The sequence below is a fragment of the Helicobacter cinaedi PAGU611 genome (genome assembly GCF_000284635.1).
GTDB lineage: Bacteria > Campylobacterota > Campylobacteria > Campylobacterales > Helicobacteraceae > Helicobacter_C > Helicobacter_C cinaedi.
Genome location: NC_017761.1, coordinates 65571 through 87704, shown reverse-complemented (window position 1 = coordinate 87704; position 22134 = coordinate 65571). Strand labels below are relative to the sequence as shown.

Sequence of the window (22134 nt, the reverse complement as noted above, 5' to 3'; positions counted from 1 at the left end):
GACAAAAAGCATTTTAAGGAACCGCTCTTGTTTGATAAAAGCTTCGTGCTTTGTTTAAGACACTCACCACATTTTCATCAATCCACTTTTGATCAAGCCACTCACTCAAACGCACAAAATGCCCCTGTATTAGAATCCCAAAATGCAAATGATCGCCAAAAGCCCAACCTGTCGTGCCGGTTTTACCTATCTCTTGTCCTATATGCACCAAATCGCTTACTTCCACATAGCTCTCCTGCAAATGCGAATAAATTGATGACACGCCAAAGCCGTGATACAAAAGCAAAGTATTTCCATATAGCCCAAGATGACTTTTAAGCAGCACCACCGCATTATTACTTGCAATAACGGGTGCATTTTTCACACTTGCCACATCAATGCCTAAATGTATGGCTTCACTAATCTTTTCTTTCCCTAAAAAATAAGTGCGAAAATCCCCAAAACTCCCAACAAGCTTTGAGCCTCTAAGTGGCACAAAAGCGTGAAAGCCTTCATCAATAAAGCTTTTATCCCCAACTAAATCGCTACACGCCTTTAAGATTCTCTTTTCATCTTCACTGCGAATCTCTTCATTAAAAAACGCAAATTTTTCTATATCATTGTCAAACTCCCGCAAATGCTTTTTATCAATTTGAGAGAGTAGCTCATCAAGCTTACCACTTAAAAAATCCTCTTTAATACGGATATTTGAGCGATAATAAGGGGCATTGATATTCCGTACAAGTGGAATATTATGCTTTGTGATATTCCCTGCTTTGTCTTTAGCCACAAGCTGAGTGCTAAAAAATTTATTTTTCAAAGGCCAAGCGATAATGCCAATATAAATATTGTCATCAAGGTATTTAAAAAGGGCAAACTCATCTGTGCCATTGCTCAAACGCACATCTTCTAATGCCATATCCTTGACTTCAACCGCCACCACCGCACTGCCCCCACGCACGATTTGATATGATGAAGCAATGGGCGTAACTTCTGGCGGTGTCGTATCTACGATGAGATTCAAATCAATCTTTGCCGTATTACCGGTGAAAAAATGTGAGCTACTCCAATCAGTTACTTCAATTTTATACTGAATACTCGTGCCGTTTTTCAATGTCATTGAAGGCTTTGGCAATGGAATCTTTACTGATTTTGGCTTACTTAAAACCACTTCTTTTTCATCACTCAAAATTTCATTATCAAATACCACTTGCACACGATAATCGCGTATCCCGCTTTCATCACTAAAGTCTATTTGAATCTCATCTTGTAAATTCCAATGCGTTGGGATTGAGCTAGATTCTAAACTAGGCTCTTGAGTTTCAAAAATAATAGAACTAAAGGCAACCACGCCTACCAAAATAAGAATTACAAGCCCAACGCTTAAGCCAATCAATCGTTTGTTATCCATACCACACGCCCCAAGTTTCCCTATCTGTCTTTAAGAAATTTAAGTAAGAAAGGCGATATTCTAACAAATCTTTTTAAATCCCAAATAAGCTTATGCAAGGCTTATGCGTAAAGATAGGGCTATATTGAGACTTTTTATAGAATAAAAGCAAGATTCTATAAACTTTTACACTACATTGTGTTTGCTTGTGCTTGGTGAGCCTTAGCACCTGCGGCTTGGAGAATTTCGCTCATTGTGTTTTTGCCTTCCAAGCTATCAAGGTATGCTACTTCTTGCAAGACTTGACCAACCGCGGCAAAAAGATCGTGCGGAATAGCTTGATTCAAATCTAGCTGACGATATAGCTCTCGTGCTAAAGGGGGATTTTCAATAATCCTAATCTCATACTCCCTAGCAACACCCTTTATACGGATAGCCAACTCATCAATCCCCTTTGCCACCACCACAGGCGGCATACCTTTTTCAATCTCTTTTTCACCATACCGCAACGCCACAGCATAATGCGTAGGGTTTGTAATCACCACAGAAGCACTTGGAATCTCTTGCATCATACGATTACTAGCGATTTTTTGCTGCATTTGACGAATTTTAGCTTTAATCTCGGGGCTTTGCTCATATTGCTTATACTCATCTTTGACTTCTTTGATACTCATTTTAAGGCTTTTAATGTATTGATAGCGTTTGATGAGATAATCACTCACCGCCATTATGAAAAATAAGATTAAAAGCACACCGATGAGAATTAACGCCTTTTGTCTAAACCACATAATCTGCCCATATAGCCCACTCATAGACACGCTAGACAGTTCATTAAAAAAGCTCACAAACACAGCAAATCCCACAATAAACGCCACAAAGACTTTGAGTGTAATCATAAAGCCATCAAGCAGTTTTTTGAGCGAAATGACATTTTTTATACCCGTAATGGGATTAATTTTAGAGAGCTTTGGCTTAATGGCTTTGGGGGAGAGCAATAGCCCAAATTGTGCGATATTAGCAATCACACCTGTTACCATAAGGGCTACAAAAAGCGGGGCTAACATAATAAATACTTCAAGCCCGATACTTAGCATCAAATCCCCCAGCATTCGCACATCAACTTCTTGTGTGATAAGTGAATTGATATGGATAAAAATCTTTTGGCTATGCTCCACCCAAAAAGGCAGAAGTAAAAACATCGCCCCAAGCCCCACAAGCAGAATAAAAAATCCCGCTAATTCCGGGCTTTTACTGACATTACCTTCTTCTCGTGCTTTAGCGATTTTATGGGTGGAGGGGGCTTGTGTCTTTTCTTCATTAGCCATTTTTTAGCCCTTTAGCTCATTTAATTTATCTAGCTTGTGGAGTGCGGTTTCATAATCCTGCATTGTGTTAATGTTTAAACCCTCTTCTTCGCTGATAGGGACAATCTCGTGCAGATGAGATTTAACAATGCGATGCAAGGCATAGCTTTTAGACTTATACGCCCATAGAAGAGAATCTAAAGTGGAGCGTTGCCATTTTGAAACCAAATAATGTGCTTTAAACTCACTTTGCGCATACACAATCGGGCTATCCTTTGAATCTAGGGCTAAAAGTGTCTCTTGTGAGATAAAAGGTGTATCCACACTTAGAAAAATAATCTCTTTAGAATCTAAAAGCTCAAAGGCATTTATCATTCCTACAAGCGGAGCATAAATGGAGCTTTTTTCTATTAAAAACTCCGCGTGAAAATTAAACTTATCCCTTTGCTTTGCACTCACATAGAGATTTTCACACATATTTTCAAAACGCATTACAAGCCATTGACTAAGCGGATAGCCACCAAAATGAATCTGTGTTTTATCCTGTCCCAAACGAGAGCTTTTCCCACCAGCGAGAATCACACAAGGTGTTGTAATCTTTTGCATAAAAAACCTTTAGCCTTTATAGTGTATTGTAACTTGTTTTGTATAATCCCCCATTGTAACAATAAAGTAGCAATAAATTTATAATCCTTAGGACATATATGCTTATAGATTCATTTCAACGCACAATTGATTATATGCGTGTATCAGTTACCAAGCAGTGTAACTTCCGCTGTCAATATTGTATGCCAGATACGCCTGAAGATTTTATTGATAAAACCGCCCTGCCACTGCCTAAAATGCTAATTTTTATTAAACTTGCCATTGATAATGGGATTAAAAAAATCCGCATTACCGGTGGAGAGCCACTTTTAAGGGCGGATTTATGCGATTTTATAGGTAGCGTTTATGCTTACGCCCCACATATTGAACTCACCCTTACAACCAATGCCTTTTTACTTGAAAAATACGCCCAAAGCCTAAAAGATTCAGGACTAAAACGCATAAATGTTTCACTAGATTCATTAAAAGATGAGCGGATTAAGCGTATATCCAAACGCGATGCCCTGCCCCAAATCCTGCGTGGAATCCATAAAGCGCACAAGCTCAAATTTGGCATTAAGCTCAATATGGTGCCACTGCAAGGGCTAAATGAAGATGAAATCCTAGATATGCTAGAGTTTGCTAAGACTCATCATTTTGGGGTGCGATTTATTGAATTTATGGAAAATATCCACGCAAAAGACAAACTCAAAGGGCTAAGGGCGAATGAAATTCTAGCCCATATCAATACAAAGTATAAAACTACACTACTCAAAAAAGACTGCTTTGGTCCGGCAAAACTCTATGCGATTAATGATGAAACATCATATAGCTTTGGGATTATCTCGCCACACGAAGATGACTTCTGCCAAAGCTGTAATAGAATCCGCCTAACAAGCGATGGTGTGATTTGCCCTTGCTTGTATTACCAAGAAAGCGTAAGCTTAAGAGAAGCGATTTTAAATGAAGATATAAAAGCAATGCAAAGCCTACTAGAAAAAGCCATAAAAAATAAGCCCGAGAAAAACCAATGGGAGCAGAATATGAATCCTAATTTGCTTTCAACCCGTGCATTTTACTACACCGGCGGATAGAAACAAAGGAGCAAAAGCAAAATAAGATTCTAAATAAAAGCACATTAGAATGTGTTCTCAATGTTTTGCTTATTTTTATAAATCACAAGCATAAGGATTTACAATGGATATTTTACAAAAAGCCCTAGAATATAATGAATCTTCTCTTAGCCCACAAGAGCTAAGCAAACTCTATGAGTATGATATTTTTACCCTTGGTAAAGTCGCTAATAAGCTGCGGACAAAACGCTATGGGAAAAAGGTGTTTTTTAATAACAACCGCCATATTAATCCCAGCAATATCTGTGCTGATGTGTGTAAATTCTGTGCGTTTTCAGCAAGTCGCAAGAATCCAAACCCTTATGCAATGAGTATTGATGAGATTCTAACCCAAGCTCACAAAGCCTATGAAAATGGTGCAAAAGAGCTTCATATCGTATCCGCTCATAATCCAAACTACACTTATGAGTGGTATTTTGAACTTTTTAGGGAGATTAAAAAGGCATTGCCACAGGTGCATTTAAAAGCCCTAACGGCGGCGGAAGTGGATTATATAGATAGAATCTCAAACAAGGGCTATAAAAAAGTGTTAGAAGATATGGTGGAAGCAGGAGTTGATTCTATGCCCGGAGGTGGGGCGGAAATCTTTGATGAGAGTGTGCGAAGCTATATTTGTAAGGGCAAGGTAAGCTCTAAGCGATGGCTTGAAATCCACGCTTATTGGCACGGCTTAGGCAAAATGAGTAATGCCACTATGCTTTTTGGACATATAGAAAAAAGGGAGCATAGAATAGATCATATGCTGCGTTTGCGGGAGATTCAAAGTGAAGATTCTAAGGTGGCAAGTAAAAATGGGGGATTTAATGCCTTTATCCCGCTGTTATACCAAAAAGAAAATAACTTCCTTAATATCAAGGACTTCCCAAGCGGACAGGAGATTCTAAAAACTATTGCTATTGCTAGAATCTTATTACATAATATCCCGCATATCAAGGCGTATTGGGCGACTTTGGGGCTGAACATGGCGATTGTCGCACAGGAATTTGGTGCTAATGATATGGACGGCACAATACAACTAGAATCTATACAATCCGCCGCAGGAGCAAAAAGCAAAGGCGGATTAAGCAAAGATGAGCTTATCTCGCAGATTAAAGATGCGGGGTTTGTCGCCATAGAGCGAGATTCTATCTATAATGAATTAGCGGAGTATTAAGGGCTGTGGGAGATTCTAAGCACACGCATTCCACTTCTGACACTTCCACACACGCTAAGGAATCTAAGCGATGTTGTAGCCATTGTCAGTTGCCCTATGAAGAATCTCAGCTCTTTAAACGCATAGATGATAAGGGGCAGGAGCTGTATTTTTGCTGTAATGGCTGTGAAAGCGTGTATTTGCTTTTAGAATCTTGTGAGCTTACAAGCTTTTATGATAAGCTAAATATGAGTATCACACCTCCAAATCTCACTCAACAAAGTGATGTAGCACATTTTGATACACAGGGCTTTTATGATAAATATATCCATTCCATTACTAAAGGCAATAAGCAGCTCTGCCAAGTGCATTTGATTCTAAGCGGGATTCATTGTGCGGCGTGTATTTGGCTGAATGAAAAGATTCTAAGTCAAACACAAGGCATATATGATGTGGCTATAAACTACACAAATAATAAAGCCACTATCACTTGGGATAATGCGATTTTGCCTTTAAGCAAGATTATCTGCCTTATCCGTTCCATTGGCTATGATGCGTATGTCTATGATAGTAGAATCCAAGAGAATGCGGATAAGGCACAGATGAAAGACTATTATATCCGCGTGATTGTTGCCCTTTTTTGCACGATGAATATTATGTGGGTGGCTATCGCACAATATAGCGGATACTTTCTAGGCATACAAGCAGATGCAAAGGATATTTTGAATCTTGCTTCATTTGTGCTTTGTACGCCTACACTCTTTTATTCTGGCTGGATATTTTACCGCTCAAGCTACTATGGGCTGAAAAATGGCTTTATTGGAATGGACTTGCTTGTAAGTGTAGGCTCAAGCTTAACTTATCTCTACTCCATATATGCGGCTATTACACGCAGTGGCGAGACTTACTTTGAATCTGTGAGTATGATTATTACCTTTGTGCTAGTGGGGAAATTCCTAGAAGTGCGCGCAAGGAAAAATGCCGGCGATAGCCTTGATAGTCTGCAGAATCTTTTGCCTACAAGTGTGGAAGTAAGCAATGGCGAAACATACGAGCAAAGAAGCCTTGAGAGTGTAAAAGTGGGAGATAAGATTCTAGTGAGAGCGGGGGATAAAATCGCCATTGATGGAATCTTAGAGAGTGAATATGCCCTGTTTGATACCAAGGCAATTAGCGGGGAATCCCTGCCTTTAGAATCTAAAAAGGGTGAGGCGGTGCTTTCTGGCTATATTAACCTTCATCATCAAATCTTTTACACCGCTACAAAGGCATTTTCACAAAGCCTTATGAGTCATATTATTGAGCTTGTAAGCTCTTCTCTCTCTCATCGTCCGCAGATTCAAAATCTTGCTAATGCCCTTTCACAATATTTTTCACGCGTGATTTTAAGCCTAGCAGCCCTATGCTTTGTATTTTGGTATTTTCTAGCCGATGTTGGAGCGGAAAAATCGCTGATGATAGCCATATCTGTGATTATCATTGCCTGTCCTTGTGCGTTAGCTCTCGCTACCCCCATAGCGTCAGTCGTTGGAATTGGCGAGGCTTATAAGCATAATGTGCTATTTAAACAAGCCAAATTCCTTGAAAGCCTAGCAAAAGCGGATATGGTCGTTTTTGATAAGACAGGCACACTCACTATCGGCAAGCCAAAAGTGCAGCACTGCCACATACAAGGGGATTATGACAAGTTGCTTTTGCGTGAGTTTGTGCGTTCAAGCAAACACCCTGTGGCGTCAGGCATTGCGGAGTTTTTAGCAGATTCAGTTGATGAAGCGGGGATACAAAAAAATATGTGGAATCTTGAAAGCTTTCAGCAGTTTGACGCACAAGGCATTACCGCTCATAGTTTATCGCAGAGTGGGGAGGGTATTAAACTCGTGGGGGGGAATCTTGCCTTTTTAGAAAAACAAGGCTTTGTTATTCCACCTTTAAACATCTCTCAAGGTATGCTTTTTGCCTATGGGATAATAGACAATGGAGAAAAAAAATTATGCGAAGTTTTTGAGCTTTATGATGAGCTAAAACCCTATGCCAAAACACTCATAGAATCTCTGCATAAAAGTGGGATTGAGAGTGCATTGCTAAGTGGCGATAGGCAAGAGAGTGTGAATCTTATAAGCAATCAACTTCATATCCGCCAAGCTAAACACGCTTTATCCCCATTACAAAAGGCGGAGTGGATTAGCACCTATAAGCAAACACATAAAGATTCTGTGCTTGTGATGATAGGCGATGGCATTAATGACGCTCCAGCTCTAAACCAAAGCGACATAGCCATTTCTATGGGGGCGGGAAGCGATATTGCGATTTTAAGCAGTGATATTGTTATCCTTGATGACAAGCTTAGCACTTTGCATAACGCCTTTGCAATCGCACAAGGCACATACAAATCTATTAAGCAAAATATCGCTCTAAGCATAGGTTACAATGCCTTGAGTGTGCCTTTAGCCCTTGCTGGACTCGTTATACCACTTTTTGCCGCACTCTCAATGAGCCTTAGCTCCATCATTGTGGTGCTAAACTCATTAAGATTAAGAAATTTTAAAGCTTTTAAAGAAAACAAAAATGAGTAGAAACTGAAAAAGAAGTAAAAAAGTGTAATATTTTTATGCTTTTTTAGCTTATATTGCAAATTTTTAGCGTAACATAAGCTTGTTTTTAATCTTACATAGGGAGGCGTATGATGAAAAAGCATATCGTTTTTTTCGAAGCAGTAGGCGGTAGTGATAAGGGCAGAGATGGGCACAGAAAAGACACTGTGCCAATGATGGACTATCTCAAAAAGCTTGGTTGGAGTGCGGAAGTTGTGTTTTTCACAGATGAGATTTTAAAAGATTCTGCGAAAACAAATGAGATTTTTGAATATGTTAAAGGTGTGGCTGATGCGTATGTATCGCGTGTGAATCCGGGCAATTTGAAAGAAGAGAAGCTTTACTTTGATGTGTTGCGTAAGCTTTGTGATAGTGGCGTGATTGGTATGCCTCACCCTGATGCGATGATAGGCTATGGGGCAAAAGATGCCCTCACAAAACTTCGCAATACAGAGCTTGTACCAACAGATACTTTAGCCTACTATGATCCCGCTGAAGCAGAACGCATTGGTGTGAATTGGGTAGCAGGAGAAGAGCACGACTTTAAGGCAAACTTCCCAAAAACTCTAGCAAAAGGTGAGAGAGTGCTAAAGCAAAATCGCGGTAGCACAGGGGAGGGAATCTGGCGTGTGCAGCTAAAAGATAAAAGTCAATATGGTAAAGTTTCTTCTGTCCCACTTGATACCATCGTGCGATGCACAGAAGCGGTGGATAACCATGTAGAAGAGCATAAACTAGGCGATTTTATGAATTTCTGCGAGAAGTATTTGACAGGCGATAATGGTATGCTTGTGGATATGACTTTCTTGCCACGCATTAAAGAGGGTGAGATTAGAATCCTAATGCTGTATAAAGACCCAATTTATGTCGTACATAAAAAACCAGCTGAAGGGGCGGATGCGTTTTCAGCGACACTCTTTAGCGGGGCAAAATACCGCTATGATAAGCCAGAGCAATGGAATGAGTTAGTAAGCTACTTCTTATCTAACTTGCCAGAGATCAAAACAAAGCTTGGTAATTACGACTTGCCTTTGATTTGGACAGCAGACTTTATCCTTGATACCGATGAAAATGGTAAGGATAAGTATGTGCTAGGCGAGATTAACTGCTCTTGTGTGGGCTTTACTTCCCCTGTTGAGTTTTTGGATAAAACCGCTAGACGCGTAGCAAACACAATTATTAACATTGTGGAAGATGCGAAATCTTAACTCATTCTTTCAAGTCTTTATGCGAGATTCTCTTATCTCGCATACCCCATTTTAGACTATTCTTTAAGCGTTGGGCAAGATTCTAAAATCCCCTTAAAACTTCTTACTATTCACATCGTCTAAAATTTTTACTGCGACATTATCTAGTGCGGTGCTTATATCGCGTGAATGATTGGCAATTTTTACATTTTGTTGCGTGATGTATTCAAGCTGTGAAATGGTATCATTGATTTGATTGACACCTTGTGCTTGTTCTTTAATGGATTCTGCCATATCGTTGATACTCTGCACCAAAAGATTTGTATTTGCTTCAATTTCACCCAAACTTCTTTGTGTGCGTTCGGCAAGCTTTCTTACCTCATCAGCAACAACCGCAAATCCTCTGCCGTGCTCTCCTGCCCTTGCGGCTTCAATAGCGGCATTCAAAGCCAAAAGGTTTGTTTGATCGGCTATGTCGCGTATGATACCGATGACATTTTTGATATCTTCACTTTGGGCGATGACTTCGTTTGTGCGATCACTCACATTTTGCATAGATTGGGCAATCTCTTCTGTGAGAGTGGCAGTTTGTGCCAATGATGCACTTTGAGTGTTGGCACTCTCTGTAAGCTCAAGCACAGAAGATTCTAATTCTTTAGATTTTACTTCAAGTTCGTTGGCATAGTTTTTAGAGACTGAAAGCATACTCACCATAGAATCCCCTAAGCTATTTACGGCATTTTCAAGCCCTCTAGGGTTTTCTATCCTGTCAGTAAAGTCATTATTTTTATAAGCTTCAAACACTCTTGCGGTATTTTTGAGATTCTCGCCGACAAGATTTAAAAGCGTGTGCGACATTTGATTTATCGCATCTTTTAGCTCATTGATTTGCGGATTTAGGCTTGTATTTTCTATCACAGAGCCAAATCGCCCCTGCTTTGCCTCCTCTACGACACCTAGCACATCACGCACAAGGTTAGAATCTTTTTCTAGCCAATCTTGTGTGCGTTTGACATTCTCATCAATCGCCTTTACCATACGACCGATCTCATCTTTAGAATCTAGTGGGATAGAATCCATTGTTTTGCTCTCGTGGTTAAGATAAGCAAAAAAGGCAAAGACATTGTGCTGTAAGTTTAAGATTCCACGCAAATGGGTGCTGTAAAATAGCCACATTGATGGGAAAAAATAAGCAAAAACGCCACCATTGAAATGGCGATATTGCTGTATATCGTTTGAGAGATATTACTCAAAATCCCCTGTGAAGTAGCGTGTGTGTGGGAATCTAGTGTGTCAATATACACGCCTGTGCCAATCCAAATATTTGCGGTGTTGGGGATAAGCTGTGCATAAGATACTTTTTGTACATCAACAAACTTTCCATCTGGCAGAGGCTTAGGGAAAACATAATAGACAAATTTACCCCTTTTGCTCTCATCTTTTGCACTCTCAAAAAGATCCCTTATGAAATAAGTGCCATTAATGTCCTTTGTATCCCATAGAGACTTGCCTATAATGTCTGTTTGATGTGGATATGCTAAAGCAACTCCTTCTTTATACACAAAATAATAGCTTGATTTATCATCTTCAAAATACATCTTGCTAATGGCTTTAGAAATGATTTGTATCTGCTCCTTTTCATCTAGCCCTTTTACAAGCTCACCAAGCGCACTCGCCATAGAATCTGTGCTAAGCTTGATTTTTGCTTCAATCTCTTGCTGTAACATTGCGATGATTTGTTCTTGTGTAGCTTTGGAGGACTTTTCTTCTCCTAGTATTGTCAGCACCAAAAATATGACAAATGCTATAAAAAAGCCGATAACAAGGCTTAGGAATTTTGATTTAAGTGAGAGATTCTTATAAAACTTCATAACCGCTCCTTTATTGCATTAATGTATGCTTTCACAAAGAGTAACACAAAATTTTACAAATCAGTATACAAAAAGACATAGTCTTGCCTATCGTTGCAGAATCTTTACAAATTGCTAGTGATAAAGTCAAACACACTTGGATCCAGATTCAATCTTTGCAAAAGGTTGAAAACTTAGAATTGATAACTCCATATAAATATCATATAAGTATGTTGCTCTACTTATTATGTAAATAGCTCACAAATCCTTGAAGCAATATACCCTTCAAAATCCTTTGGTACGCTAGATTCTTTGTTGTAATAATACAAATCCATCTCTATATCTAAGCCTTGAAAATCTAATTTTTTATTACAAAATAATTCTTTAAAGCCTTGCAATTTATCCCTTGCGTTTGCTTCAAAGCTTAAGCCCTTAGGATCTACAAAAATGATTCTATAATTCCCGCTTTGCTTATGCTTTAACCAAAAGATAAAATCGGGGTAAAATCTCCTTTGCTCTTGGCTTTGCGTGTCAAAATAGGGGATAAAAATAGAATCTAGCTTTTCTACAATCCTGCTAAAGCACCACTCATAATCTTTAAATGCGTTCTTAGAATCTTGTAAATATTTTTGTAAATCCTCTAAAAATTCTAGCTCACTTCTTTCGCTAATGGCATAGTTAATATGGATTGCAGAATCTTTATATGATTCTAAAACCATAGGGCTGTAATAGTGCTTTGCAAGCTCTGCTGTGATAACATAGCTATGTTTTTCTATGCTTTGTGCTGGTTTAGCTTGGATTTGCTCGGTGTATTCATCTAGTGAGATTTTGCCTTTTTCAAATTCTTTTTTAAGCGCATCTATGCTTTTAGCTTGTTTTATCTGTGCTAGTTCTTTAACCACTTTATTCATCTCTTTTATAATCATCTCACTAAGCCCATCACCACTTAGCATAAAATCTTTAAAATGCGTAATGCTATCTTCACAAGGCACAAACTTGTCTAATTCCTGCAAAGGTGCGTGGAAAAATCTATCCATACTGTGCAGGGCATTTTGTGGTTTAAGTTTTGGCATATTGCCCTTTATCTCTAAGCTTACACTTGCTTCATCACGCATTTTTTGCTGTATCTTTTGCAAAGTGCTAAAGCCCAAATCCGCTCTATTTATCCCACTTGATACAAGCAAAATATCTTCATCATAAGATTCTATATATTTGCTTAATCTCTCAAAGTCATAATGTGAAATCACAAAGGTTTCATTTTGTTTGTGAGAGTTTTTATAGCTTGGCACAAGCAGTGGTTCTAGCGTTTTATTTCTCTTAAAGCCAGCAAGCTTACTTTGGAATCTAAAGCCCTCAAGCCCCTTTAAAATCCACTCAATCGCTTCATTTTCTGTCGCCATAATAAACACACTCTCAACCCCCAAACTCCCATCACCTAAAGAATCCTTTGCGTTATACTCTAGCTTACCACTTGCTTTTAGTCGTTTGCGGACATCTTTAAAAGGCTCAATTCTTACCCCTCGTCCTATGGTTTGCAGGACATATTTTTTTGCATTTTTACTACCGATATTGATAAAGTTAATGAAATTCACGCGGTTACTATCCCACCCCTCGCTAAACACCTTGCTTCCCATCATAATTTGTATGGGTGATTCTTTGTGATTTAGCTCTTCAAAATACCCCTTTGCCATATCCTCCCCACTCTCAATGCCTAGCCCATCAAGATAGCTTTTCTCCCACTCTTTAATGCTACCGATATTTAAAAGCAAAAAGGGTTTTGTCGCATTTTTACTTTTAAAGGCAAGTTCTTTATTATTTCCCTTAATCTTACAGCACTCTAGACTTGAAGTCTCTTTAGCATAAAAGATTTGCTCTCTTAAGTCTTTAGAATCCACTTTTGCAAGTCTCTCTAAAAAGTCTTTATTCATCTCTTTTTCAGCAAAATATATATTGTTAGATTCTAGTTTTTTTGCTAAGTTTTTTGCAATCTCGCTTATATCTTTAGAATCTTGTAAGATTTTCATAATCGCTTCAAAATATAGCTTAATCCCCGCATCTTTGGTATTGACTTTATCAGCCACGGCGATGATTAAAGGATTATGATAATGCAGGTTTTCAAACTTTGCTTTTAAGCTTTTTAATTCCTGCTTTATCCCCACAAAAAGGATAAAGCTTTCCATTATCCGCTCTAACTTTTCATCGCTAGAATCCACTTTAGAATCTTTAAAGGCTTTGAGATTGCTATCTAGCACCACGATATTTTTCCCATAGCCATCATTATTAAACTTCTCTAAATTGTAGTTAAAAGCACAAGTAAAAAGCTCTATATCATTATCAAAAGTCGCAGAGAAATTAAAGATAAATCCGTGCGGATACTCCTGCCTCTCTCGCCCTTTTGCTAAGTCTCTTATATAGCTTTTTCTTATAGAATCTTTGCTATCGCCCTTATGTGCTTCATCAAGCAAGATATACCAGCCTTTTTCACGCATTAAATTATTATAATTTAGCCTTTTTGCCTTAGAATCTTTACCGACATTTTCCTTTATATCTAGCAAATCACTTCTACCAAGAAATACGACATTTTCAAAATCTGGCAAACTTTGATTATCATACGCTTTTATCTCATTGCAAGTGATTTGTATCGGCTGATACGCATTAAAGCTTTGTATATGCGTTTTAAACTGATGTAAAATCTTATCATTTGGCACAAGTAGCATTATGGGCTTAGATTCTATCTCGCCATTTTTCATAAGTTTTTGCATAAGGCTTATAAGCTTTATCATCACAATACTTTTGCCACTGCCTGTCGCCATCCAAAAGCTTGCCATATTGCAAAACTCTTTTATATCCAAGCCTTTTTTAGAATCTAATTTTATAGCGTTGTATTTAAAAGCCTCTTTGTATTCATAGCATAGCTCTTTTGTATCATCTCTATACAGCTTTAAACTGCATAATGCCTTTTGCAATGCCGCTACTTGATACTCTTGCAGACTAATACTGCCATTAAAGCTTACTAAATCAAGTCTTTCAAAAATATCGCTGAAAGATTGAATCTTTTTGTCTGTAATATCTTTTAAAATCAGTGATTGCTTTTTAGTCATTTTCCTGCTCTCGTGTTAAGTGTTTTATAGGTAGATTCTAATATCTCTTCATCTTCTTGTTCTGCCTTTAGCAACGCTTCCTTTTTGCGTTGTGTAGCAAATAGCTCATACTGCTTATAAGCGATTTGCTCCATTTGTGCGTTAGAGATACTGCCATTATCTTTTAAAATTTGCATTCCTTGAAAGATAAGCAAAGAATCCACATTTTGTCTCCAAAAGTCCATAGTCAAAGTTTGCTTATCTTTCACTCTAAGTTCTGCGGATTCTAAAAACACATTAACTAAACGATTTAAACTATCTAGCTCCTCTTTTTTTAGATAATTTCTCGCCACAATCACATCGCCCTTACGCACAACGCTACCTTTCCAGCTTGTAAGCCCCATATTCAGCTTTTTTGCATTTGCTCTCTCACAAATCAGCTCTGCGGCAGTTCTATGCGTGATAGCGTATAAAAGCTTGTTTTGCGTTTGTGCGAAAAACATTTGCGTTGCTTTATCGCTAGAATCATAATCTATACTCAAAGCAAAAAGCTCTCGCACTTTTTGATAAAACCTTTTTTCACTCGCCCTTATATCCCTAATCTGCTCTAACAGCTCATCAAAATAATCACTTCTGCCATTTGGATTTTTAAGTCTATCACTATCTATTAAAAAGCCCTTTTGCAAATAGGTTTTTAAATGTTCATTTGCCCAGATTCTAAACTGCACTCCCCTTTTACTGCGGACACGAAAGCCCACAGCCAAAATCATCTCTAAGGAATAAAATTTCACTTTGTATGATTTACCATCACTAGCAGTTGTTCGGATTTCCCGAATAACTGAATTTGCCTGCAATTCCCCATCTTTTAGGATATTTGTGATATGTTCGCTTATACTAGATTTTGAGGTGTCAAAAAGTTTTGCCATAGAATCTTGGGCTAAAAACACACTCTCCCCAAGCTCATAGAGTTCTACTTTTATTTTTTTATCTTGTGTAGTGTAGAGAAGGATGTTTGGCATATTAGTTGTCATAAATATTTGCCTCTTAAAATATCTAAAAATAACTGATTTCTATTTTCCGCATCGTAAATTAAAGAACTATAATCCATAAAATTAACTATCGTATTATTAGCCTGATTATATTTGTAACAAATAGGAAAGTTAGTGCTTGTGTATATCTGATTGTAATCATCATTGATAAGATCTCTCAATATTTCTTCACTAAACTTTAAAAAACCGTAAGCCCAAATTCTTAAACCCTTTTGTGCATATGCCTCATTGATATAGGAAGCATAGCTTAATATCTGACGCTTTGCTTTTGGAAAATAATCCCTATCATTTTCTGGCTTTTTAAATTCTATCAATAAAATATCAGTAATTTTCTCTTTTTCATAAGTATTTGAAATGATACTTAATAAATCAGGTCTTTCTATGTTTTTATGCAGCTCTGGAAAAATATCTTTAATCTGTATGTCGCTAAAAATTTTATCATAGCACATAAATCTATCATCAAATAACCAAACATTATTAGTTCTATAGTTTTTTTTATCATCAAATGTTTTTTTAGGCATAAATAAATTATGGATTTCAGCTTCTACACTCCCTTTATCAACAGAGTTTTTTAATTTTTGGATTAATTTATCCCTATCAAACACATATTCAGCCAATTCCGTTTGTGTTACTTTAGCTAATTTAGCTTCATAATTTGTTTTTACCTTATTATTATCATCTCTTAAAAAATCCTTATCATCATTAAATTCTTTTTTTGCATTTTCTAACATATCATTTACATTGAATTCATTCCTATTTTCAAAATATACTCCGAGATAAGGTGATTCTTTAATTGATTGTTTTCTATTTTCTTTAATTGTATTTTCTACATCAAAATTATGTTCCACATAAATTGCTTTGAGCTGATTTTCTAATTCATCGTGTATATCATTCCAACTCAAATCCTCAAATTCAAGCGAATTTTTTCGTTTGGGATAAATTTGCAATTCATTTCTTTCATCATTAACATTTTTATCAAAATAATCGGATTCTAAAATATAAAATATTCTTAAATCTTTTTCTTTTGGCAAATTATATTTACTTTCTTGGTTTAAATCTGAATTTTTTATAACAACCCTATTATTTGCAACATAAAATCCTTCATTTCTAAAATCACTTTCCCCAAAAATATATGATATGCTAAAAGAATAATTTTTAATTTTAAATTCTTTCTTTTCAAAATCTGGTATTTCAATACTCTTAACACTATCTACACATTCATCGTTTCTATAAATATCTATTTTAATATCCCTGTTTTCTATCTTAAAATAAGCCAGAAAATGCTCTTTGATTTGTTTTTTAATCTTAGAAAAATCAACCGAAAAATTATCTTTTGGATTTGATAAAATCACTTTAGTTTTATCAAAAAAATCTTGCTCCTTAGGCTCTGTCATACCATTATAGGCAAAATCAAATTCTTTATTTTTACTTACAACTTTTACGCTTTTAAAAAGTTTAAGATATATAAATCTTCCTATACCCTTACAGCCTAATGATTTTTTATAATTACTACGATATTCCCCAAAAGACTTCAAATTGTCCTCATTAAAGCCATCACCATTATCAATCACTTCAATTTTATCTACATAGGGAGTTATGTTTTTATTGTCTAAGCTGGAGGCTATAATTTTAAGCTCAATATATGTGGCATTTGCTTGCATTGCATTTACTATTAATTCAAATATCACATTCTCAAGCTTGACATTTTTTAATTGATCTACAACCTCTGGTATATTTATTTTCATCACAATTTCTCCCACCACAAAAGATTTTTAAGTTTTGGGTATGTATGTAAGTCAATTTGGTCTAGCGATACAATATCGCCATTGTCAAACTCACAAGATTCTATACCTTTAGAATCTAAAAATAATCGCTTGATTTTTAGCCCTTGTAAGTTTGCTAAAGTGTGGAATAAATCAAATTCTTTTCTATATCCGCTCATATCTAGTGTGATTGTTTCGCCCTTATTAAGCTTTTTAATGAGTTTGCGGGATTTTCTGTAATCAATGATTTTTTGTGCTTTTTGATAATCTTTAGCAGGGTAAATGCTTTGACTATCTTTATAAGTTGCTGTGCATTGTGCTTCTTTGTCATATTGAGGCGAAGCCGAAATATCTCTTTGTGAGTTTGTCATATTGAGCGATAGCGAAATATCTCTTTTAGATTCTATATTTTTAGATACTTCAGCTAACGCTTCAGTATGACAAGAAAAAGGCTTAGTATATTTGGAATCTATAAGCACATATTCACATTCTTTTAATGCTTCTTCATAGGATTCCAACTCATAGTATCTAAATGCCCCACCGCCTTGATAATTGCACTCTTTGCTAATCCCGCTTTGGAATCCTGCGATAACTTTTTTAAGGCGTGGGATAATGACTTTATAAAAATGCTCTCCCATTTCAATGCCAAGCCATTTACGCCCTAGCTTTTGTGCGGTAGCTAAACTCGTCCCACTTCCTGCAAAGAAGTCTAAAATTATAGAATCTTGATTGCTGGCTATTTCACAAATTCTTTTTAAAAGTTTTTCGGGTTTTGGGGTATCAAAAAGCTTGGCGTCAAATAAGGCTAAAATCTCTTTTGCAGCGTCTTGATTATGTCCTACTTCTTTATGTTTCCAAATCGTAAGCGGTGTAATGCCATCTTTCACTTCACTTAAAAATCTTTTAATTCTAGGCACAGAATCTCCACCATTAAAATAAATTCTATTATCCTTTAAATATTCCTCAAATGTTTCTTTTGAAAGTCTCCAAGAATAACCTTTTGGCGGTAAAATTTTTCTACCACTAGGCAGAGTAATTTCATAAATATTCGCTTCTACTGCAGGTCCTACACTCATATCACCACTTGTCCAAATACCTCTTGGGTCGTTATCGGGGTTTTTGTATCTTGCGTTTGCTTCCTCTGTTCGTGGTAATGGGTTTAACAATGTTTTATCAATATTTTTTGAATAGACGCTAATAAAATCGTGGTTGGGAGAAAAATCCTTCCTTAAATTAACAGCAGAAAAAACTTTTTCCCATATTATATTTGCCATAAAATTCCCTTCCCCAAATATCTCATCGCATAAAATTTTAAGTCTTGCTTGTTCATTATCATCTATGCTTATAAAAATGCTTCCGCTATCCTTTAAAAATTCCCTTGCTAATTCTAAGCGATTAGCTATCATTGAAAGCCACGATGAGTGATTAAATTTATCACTATAAATAAAGCCGTCATTGCCTGTATTGTAAGGCGGATCAATATAAATTAAATCCACTTTGTTTTGATATTTTGGCATTAGGGAATTTAAGGCTTGAAAATTATCTGCCTTTATTAGCTCACCATTAAGAATAGATTCTATATCATCAAACACGCTTAGAATCTTGTATTTTATCTCTTTGCTAAAATGCTTTGTATCAAGGGGCAAATAGCGGTATTTGTCGTTTGTAGATTCTTTAGTTACATTTTGTGTTTTTTTGTCATATTGAGGCGAAGCCGAAATATCTTTTTGTAAGTTTGTCATATTGAGTGGCAGCGAAATATCTTTTTTAGTTTCTGTATTTTTAGATACTTCAGCTAACACTTCAGTATGACAAGAAAAAGATTTAGTATGGTGGAGAGAATATTGAAATTGATAAGTATAACAAAAATCCATAAAGGCTTCTTTGCTAAAACTCTCATCAATAAGCCCTAAATCCTGCCATTCTTTGATTTGAGATTCAAAGCCTTTGTCCTTACATATAGAATCTAAAAGGGCTGTATTATGCAAATAAGCATTAGTAGAATCTTGGCATTCTAAGGATTGAGATGAGAAATCGGCGTTTTCAAGTGAGCCAACAAGAAGCTTACTAGTCGTAAGTGCCGCAGTTGGCGAACACAGAATCGCCGATTTATCACTCAATACTGAATGCCTTAAAATTAAATCAAGGCTAAAGACATAATTTACTGCTTTAGCAAACTTAGGCTTTAACCACACAGCCTTTAGCTCATCTTCAAAATCGCCTATAAGCCCTATTAACTCTAAGGCGATATTGCGAATCCTTTGTAAATGTGAAATGGATTTTACACTCCATTCTTGAAACTCGCTGTCTTTATAAAGATAATGATAAAACCACAAGTCAAACTGCTCTTGTAAAAATGCCATTGCATTTTTGTGGATAAAAAAATCAACTTCATTTTGCTTTTTATAACTTGTAAAAAGCTTTTTTATGGTCGCTTCATCTAGGGGGAATTTATGTGCTTTTAGGGATTTTATAAAATCTTCGCTCAACTCATTGCTATTTTCTTTAAACACAGCATTAAGTTCTGGGAATAAATCCTTTTGACTTAAAATCTTGATATAAATGGTGGGTATAGAATCTTGTTTATCTGTGCTTGTTTGCTCGATTTTATCAAGTTTGAAAATAAGCTTTCGCTTGGTATTATCAGCGTTTTGCGTATATTCACTTGTATCAAAGTGGATTTGGGCTAGCTCGTTTTCATCGCTTAAAGTAAGGCTAGTATAAAGCGTATCACTTTTGACATAGTATAAATCTTTTGTTTTATAAAAAAGGCTTGTATCTTTGGAATTGGTATAGACTTTTGCATAAATATTTTTATACAGCGGTGTATCGTGGAAAAATGGCGTGCCTGTATCATTAAGATAGCTATCAAAGAAAGTGTAAAGCTTGTTGTAAATATCGTGTGAGTTAAAATCATCATTTGGGATAGCAGAATCTAGGTAGGCTTTTATGTGAGAGAAATACTGCTCTTTTATGCTTAAAAGATTGCTAAAACCGCTTTGTGCGTTGCTTGTATTGCTTTGTGTATTTTGTGCTGTATGAGCCTTTTCATAGGCTTTTATCTTTGCACCCAGATAACATTCCTCTAATTTGCTATAAAATGCTTTTTTGTAGTCCATTATTTGCCTTTGTGTTTTTATGTGCTTTTTGTTAGGTATAAAGCTTAGTAAAACTTCCCCATATCTTGCTTAAGCGATTTATTTTGTATTGCGATTCTCTACTTTCTCCCATCTTCTAGCACTTTTAAATTGCCATTAGATTCTATCTCGCAGACGATGTATGGGAGTCCTTGAGCGTTTAATTCTTGCATAAAGGGGTCGGGGTCGTTTTGCTCCATATTCCACACGCCACTACCACTACTAGAATCTATCCCCTGATGCTCTCCACCTTTTGGCATATCGGCGTTGAGTTTTAGTCGCTCTACATTGTAGGATTCTATGCTAGAAGCTCCACTGCGTTCAGTATGGCAAGGGGCAGAATCCACTTTTTGAGATTCTACTTTAGAGTCTTTTTTGGAATCTTGGCATTCTAAGATTGTGCTGCTAGTTTGGTGGTTGTCAAGAAAATCGCGATTGAGCTTACTAGAGGTAAGTGATTGAGCGATTTTCGCAGACTCCGCCGAAATAGCAGTGCAAGCTAAATGCCCCTTAGGCGCATTTAGCCCCCATTTATCTTCACAGATGAGCTTTGCTCCAATCATCGCTGGCACACCTGTGGTATAGCTCACACCTTGCGCATTGACTTCTTTATAACACGCCTCGTGATCGCAAATATTATAGATATAAATCGTGCGTTCTTTGCCGTCTTTCACGCCCTTCATATAGCAGCCAATGTGCGTTTGCCCCTTTGTGCGAGAGGCTAGACTTGCAGGATCTGGCAAAAGTGTTTTTAGCACTTCAATAGGCACGATTTTGCCACCCTTGTGTGCCACCTCATCAATGCGTAAAAAGCCGATGTTCTCTAAGCATTTCATATGCGTGAGATAGCTCTCGCCAAAAGTCATAAAAAAGCGGATTTTTCGCAAACCTTTGATATTGCGGATAAGCGATTCTAACTCTTCGTGGTAAAGCAAATAGCTATTTTTCACGCCAACTTCTGGGTAGTCCCACTCTTTCATCAAAGCTAGGGGCGCAATATCTCGCCACTGCCCCCCTGCGTATGGAAATTCAGCTTTTTGCGATAAAGGTGCAATTGTTCGCTCACAAGCGGCGTCATTACCGCTTAGGTAACTCCTTGCTTGTTCGCTCCAAAACACACCTTTCTCATCAAAAATCTTAGAATTTCCTTCTTTTTGTTGCTCTCTTTGTGCTTCTTTTGTCTCCACTTCTGCTCGCCAATGCTTTTCTTCTCGCTCAAACTTGCGGTAGATAGTATCTTGTTTTAAGTCTGGATTTAAGGCTAAGTCAGCTTGTGAAACAAGTCTATTTGATTCCACATTAGAATCCTTAATATCTTTTACCCAATATCTCGCCTTTGAACTCACTTCCCTTAGATTGATTTCAGGGTTAAAGTTTGTCGCAAACGCATAGCCGTGATCCCCCGCATTGCAGTCCAAAATATCAATGCTATGTATCTCATCAAAATAATGCTTTTGTGCGTAAGCACAAAACACATTAGTAACGCCCGGGTCAAAGCCACTGCCAAGCAGTGCAAAAATCCCTGCTTGTTTATAGCGTGTATCATACGCCCACTGCTCCTTATACTCAAAATGCGCTGAATCTGGATGCTCGTAATTTGCCGTGTCTAAATAATGCGTTTTTGTGCGAAGACACGCTTCCATAACGCTCAAGTCTTGGTAAGGCAATGCGACATTTACCACAAGCTTTGGGCGATATTTTTCAATCAAAGCCATCACAGATTCTACGCTATCAGCATCGACAGAATCTATCTCAATCCCACCTAAGCCTTTTTGGCGGATAGAATCTGCTATCGCTTGGCATTTGCTAAGGGTGCGAGAAGCTAAGATAATGCGAGTAAAACTCTCCCTATTCATCGCCATTTTATGCGCTACCACACCGCCAACTCCACCTGCACCAATCTGTAAAACACAAGCCATAATTGCTCCTTATGTAGATATTTTCTAATACGCCA

At 37.1% G+C, this 22134-nt stretch carries 12 protein-coding genes and 1 pseudogene; 4 read left to right on the top strand and 9 right to left on the bottom strand.

Annotated features, from left to right (window positions below):
- Positions 1-13: 13 nt before the first annotated feature.
- From HCN_RS00380 to mobA, 3 genes are all read right to left on the bottom strand, one after another.
- Positions 14-1390 (bottom strand): M23 family metallopeptidase, encoded by a 1377-nt coding sequence (locus HCN_RS00380; RefSeq protein ID WP_014666203.1) that lies wholly within the window; start codon positions 1388-1390, stop codon positions 14-16.
- Positions 1391-1560: 170 nt separating this feature from the next.
- Entirely contained in the window at positions 1561-2694 is a 1134-nt protein-coding gene (gene flhB / locus HCN_RS00375; RefSeq protein WP_014666202.1) for a flagellar biosynthesis protein FlhB, read from the bottom strand.
- 3 nt (positions 2695-2697) lie between these two features.
- A complete protein-coding gene (gene mobA, locus HCN_RS00370; protein WP_002956144.1) occupies positions 2698-3279 on the bottom strand; it encodes a molybdenum cofactor guanylyltransferase MobA in 582 nt (193 codons plus the stop codon).
- A 98-nt stretch (positions 3280-3377) separates the two neighbouring features.
- Between mobA and moaA the strand changes: the two genes are divergently transcribed.
- The 4 genes from moaA to HCN_RS00350 all read left to right on the top strand — a co-directional run bounded on the left by moaA (position 3378) and on the right by HCN_RS00350 (position 9322).
- Entirely contained in the window at positions 3378-4352 is a 975-nt protein-coding gene (gene moaA, locus HCN_RS00365) for a GTP 3',8-cyclase MoaA (protein ID WP_002956143.1), read from the top strand.
- 103 nt (positions 4353-4455) lie between these two features.
- The gene (mqnE, locus tag HCN_RS00360; protein WP_002956142.1) at positions 4456-5544 is read left to right on the top strand and encodes an aminofutalosine synthase MqnE; all 1089 of its coding nucleotides are present in this window, start codon (positions 4456-4458) and stop codon (positions 5542-5544) included.
- Positions 5545-5549: 5 nt separating this feature from the next.
- On the top strand, positions 5550-8096 hold the full coding sequence (locus HCN_RS00355; RefSeq protein WP_231900481.1) for a heavy metal translocating P-type ATPase: 2547 nt from the start codon (positions 5550-5552) through the stop codon (positions 8094-8096).
- A gap of 110 nt (positions 8097-8206) precedes the next feature.
- Positions 8207-9322, top strand: coding sequence for a Cj0069 family protein (locus HCN_RS00350; RefSeq protein WP_014666200.1), 1116 nt, complete (start codon positions 8207-8209; stop codon positions 9320-9322).
- A 93-nt stretch (positions 9323-9415) separates the two neighbouring features.
- Here the strand turns inward: HCN_RS00350 and HCN_RS12640 are convergent.
- The 6 genes and pseudogenes from HCN_RS12640 to HCN_RS00320 all read right to left on the bottom strand — a co-directional run bounded on the left by HCN_RS12640 (position 9416) and on the right by HCN_RS00320 (position 22099).
- Positions 9416-11172: pseudogene (locus tag HCN_RS12640) on the bottom strand (methyl-accepting chemotaxis protein).
- A gap of 224 nt (positions 11173-11396) precedes the next feature.
- On the bottom strand, positions 11397-14252 hold the full coding sequence (locus HCN_RS00340; protein WP_014666197.1) for a DEAD/DEAH box helicase family protein: 2856 nt from the start codon (positions 14250-14252) through the stop codon (positions 11397-11399).
- A complete protein-coding gene (locus HCN_RS00335; RefSeq protein WP_041309575.1) occupies positions 14249-15250 on the bottom strand; it encodes a virulence RhuM family protein in 1002 nt (333 codons plus the stop codon). The genes HCN_RS00340 and HCN_RS00335 overlap by 4 nt, the downstream gene beginning before the upstream one ends.
- A gap of 8 nt (positions 15251-15258) precedes the next feature.
- Positions 15259-17025, bottom strand: a complete 1767-nt coding sequence (locus tag HCN_RS00330; protein WP_014666195.1) for an ATP-binding protein — start codon at positions 17023-17025, stop codon at positions 15259-15261.
- Entirely contained in the window at positions 17025-20162 is a 3138-nt protein-coding gene (locus HCN_RS00325; RefSeq protein ID WP_014667497.1) for a site-specific DNA-methyltransferase, read from the bottom strand. Before HCN_RS00325 ends, HCN_RS00330 begins: the two co-directional genes overlap by 1 nt.
- 98 nt (positions 20163-20260) lie before the next feature.
- On the bottom strand, positions 20261-22099 hold the full coding sequence (locus HCN_RS00320; RefSeq protein ID WP_014666194.1) for a saccharopine dehydrogenase family protein: 1839 nt from the start codon (positions 22097-22099) through the stop codon (positions 20261-20263).
- Positions 22100-22134: the final 35 nt, after the last annotated feature.